This window comes from Microbacterium sp. UBA837, assembly GCF_002296025.1.
Lineage (GTDB): Bacteria > Actinomycetota > Actinomycetes > Actinomycetales > Microbacteriaceae > Microbacterium.
Map to the genome: position 1 here is coordinate 1 of NZ_DBHD01000040.1, position 3237 is coordinate 3237.

3 protein-coding genes are annotated in these 3237 nt (G+C 68.0%); 1 reads left to right on the forward strand and 2 read right to left on the reverse strand.

The genetic code is table 11. The features are described from left to right. A partial coding sequence (locus tag B3587_RS03150; protein ID WP_292726486.1) for an NADP-dependent isocitrate dehydrogenase occupies positions 1-1822 on the forward strand: 1822 nt, incomplete at its 5' end. A gap of 257 nt (positions 1823-2079) precedes the next feature. Here B3587_RS03150 and B3587_RS03155 read toward each other — a convergent pair. Beyond that, positions 2080-3000: an N-acetylglucosamine kinase gene (locus B3587_RS03155; RefSeq protein WP_292726488.1), complete on the reverse strand. Its 921-nt coding sequence runs from the start codon at positions 2998-3000 to the stop codon at positions 2080-2082. After that, the coding region (locus B3587_RS03160) for an acetylxylan esterase (protein WP_292726490.1) at positions 2997-3237 on the reverse strand (241 nt) is incomplete at its 5' end. The genes B3587_RS03155 and B3587_RS03160, both read right to left, overlap by 4 nt.

Genomic DNA, 3237 nt, shown 5'->3' on the forward strand with positions numbered 1-3237 from the left:
AGTCAACCCCGTCCTGCGCGAGGGCAACAGTGACCGCCGAGCGCCGCTGTCGGTCAAGAACTATGCGCGCAAGCACCCGCACCGCAACAAGCCCTTCCCGGAGGGCTCGAAGACCCGGGTCGCGACGATGGGTCACGACGACTTCAAGAGCAACGAGAAGTCGTGGGTCGCAGCACACGACGACGTGCTCTCCATCCGTCATGTCGCCACTGACGGCGCCGTCACGGTGCTCAAGGAGGGACTGAAGGTCCTTCCGCGCGAGATCATCGATGCGACCTTCCTTTCGGCATCCGCCCTCGATGCCTTCCTTGCCGAAACGTTGGCCGAGGCATCCGCGGAGGACGTGCTGTACTCCGTGCACCTGAAGGCCACGATGATGAAAGTCAGCGACCCGATCATCTTCGGTCATGTCGTGAAGACGTACTTCGCTGATGTCTTCGAGCGCTACGGCGACAAGCTCGCGGCAGCGGGCCTCACACCGAACAACGGACTCGGGTCGATCCTCGCGGGTCTGCCGTCGGTCGAGGGCGGCGACGAGATCGCTGCGGCGATCGACGCCGACCTGGAGCGCGGCCCCCGGCTCTCGTACGTCAACTCCGACAAGGGCATTACGAACCTGCACGTTCCCTCGGACGTCATCGTCGATGCATCCATGCCTGCCCTGGTCCGCAACGGCGGCAAGCTCTGGGGAGTCGACGGCGGTGAGGATGACACGCTCGCCGTGATCCCGGACTCCTCCTACGCCGGCGTCTACCAGGCCGTGATCGATGACGTCATCGCGAACGGCCCGCTCGACCCCACGACCATCGGCACGGTTCCCAACGTCGGCCTCATGGCCCAGGCCGCCGAAGAGTACGGCAGCCACGACAAGACGTTCGAGATCGCCGCACCGGGCGTGGTTCAGGTGCTGGACTCGTCGGGTGAGGTTCTGCTCGAGCACGAGGTCGGCGCGGGCGACATCTGGCGCGCGACGCAGACCAAGCACATCGCGGTCATGGATTGGGTCAAGCTCGCCGTCACCCGTGCCCGCGCGACCGGTGTTCCTGCCGTGTTCTGGCTCGACGTGAACCGCTCGCACGACGCCCAGCTGATCGCCAAGGTGCACCAGGGGCTCGCGCTGCTCGATACCAAGGGCGTGCAGATCAGCATCCTCTCGCCCGAGGAAGCGACCCGGTACACCCTCGCGCGCATGCGCCACGGCCTGGACACGATCTCGGTCACCGGCAACGTGCTGCGCGATTACCTCACCGACCTGTTCCCGATCCTCGAGGTTGGCACGAGCGCCAAGATGCTCTCGATCGTGCCGCTGCTTGCCGGCGGTGGGCTGTTCGAGACGGGTGCGGGTGGTTCTGCCCCGAAGCACGTGCAGCAGCTGCTGAGCGAGAACTACCTGCGCTGGGATTCGCTCGGCGAGTTCTTCGCGCTCGCGGCATCCCTCGAGCACCTCGCCGACACGACCGGCAACGCGCGGGCCAAGATCCTCGCCGACACACTGGATGCCGCCACGGGCACCTTCCTCGAGAACGACAAGTCTCCGGGTCGTGCGCTGGGCACCATCGACAACCGCGGCAGCCACTTCTACCTCGCCCTCTACTGGGTGCAGGAGCTGGCCAAGCAGACAGACGATGCCGAACTTGCGGCGATCTTCGCGCCGGTTGCCGAGAAGCTCACTGCTGAGGAGGCGACGATCGTCGCGGAGCTCAACGGAGCGCAGGGGTCGCCGGTCGAGATCGGTGGCTACTACCGCCCGAACGGCGAACTGGTCAACGAGGTCATGCGACCGTCAGCGACCTTCAACGCCGTCATCGACGCGCTGCGCTGAGCCGGACTCCATCTCGACCCGGGCCGCTTCCGCTCTCGCGGGGTGGCCCGAGTCGTTTCCGGTATCCGTCGCGGCATCCGCGCTCGCGACCGAAGCACTTCTTCGGGTGCGTCGCACGCATTCCTCGCAGGCATCCGCCGCGTCTGGCAGGCTTCGGTCTCACAGATTTCGGTCGCGCTGTTTTGCGGGGCGAGGTGCATCACACCCGCATCAGGGCGCGACCGAACGAAAGGGTTTGGACGCGATGGGGCTGGGAGCTAGGCGCGGGCTGACCAGGTCAGGGGTGCGAGCGGGTGATCGGCGGGCAGGTCGATGAGGGCCTCGACGCCGTCGATGCCGATCCCGGCGGGCTCCACGAGCCGCGCATCCGGTCGCCCATTCACCAGCGCCCGCGTGAACTCCTCGCGCAGCGCCTCGGAACGGAAGACCCCGCCGATCGCGCACACCGCCGGTTCGGCGTCGACGCGACGCAGCGCCGTGAGCGCGCTCTCTGCCAGCAGGTCCCCGGCACGGCGCAGGATGTCGAGAGCCACCGCATCCCCGTCCGCGCCTGCCCGTGCGACCTCGGCCGCGAAGGACGCGACGATGCTCACCCGGGCGGGGTCTGCCTGCAGATCGATGTAGGCCTGCTCGAGATCTGGCCAACGCCCGCGGACGGCATCCGTGAGCGCCGTCGCTGTGCCTCGACCATCGTGGTCGCGCATCGCGGCGACCAGCGCTTCGCGTCCGAGCCAAAAGCCGCTGCCGGCGTCTCCCATGAGGTAGCCCCAGCCGTCGACGCGCGCGGCGCCGCCGGGGCCGACACCGAGAGTCACGACCCCCGTTCCCGCCGCGACGACGGCACCGTGCGCGGTGCCGCGGGCGCCGAGGTAGGAGGTCGTCGCATCATGCGCGACGACGGCGTGTGCGGCCCCGGCGCTGCGCACCAGCGCCGCGACAGCAGCCGGAGTCGTTTCGCCGTCGGTAAGGCCCGAAACTCCCGCCGCGAGGTGACGGATGTCGAGGTCGAACTCGTCCGCGATCTGTCGCGCCGCCAGACCGATCTGCGGGAGCACCGGCTGGTCGGTGCGAACGCCCGGCAGCAGGGCCTCACCGACGGATTGGTCAGTGCGCACGCGCACCTTCATGCCGGTCTGGCCGGCGTCGATCGCGACGACGGCAGCGGTGCGAGAGCTCACTGGATGCCCAGTTCAGCGAGGAACGCGGCCTGCTGGGTCCACTGGTGCGCACCGCCGCCCTCGTGGTCGTTGAACTCGTAGGCCACGATGCGCTTGGTTTCGTGAGCGAACGCGTTGAAGGCCGCATACACCGTCGAGGGTGGGCAGGTGAAGTCCATGAGTGCGACCGAGAAGAGCCCCGGTGCACTCGCACGGCGTGCCATCGAGACGCCGTCGAAGTAGCTGAGCGTCCTGAAG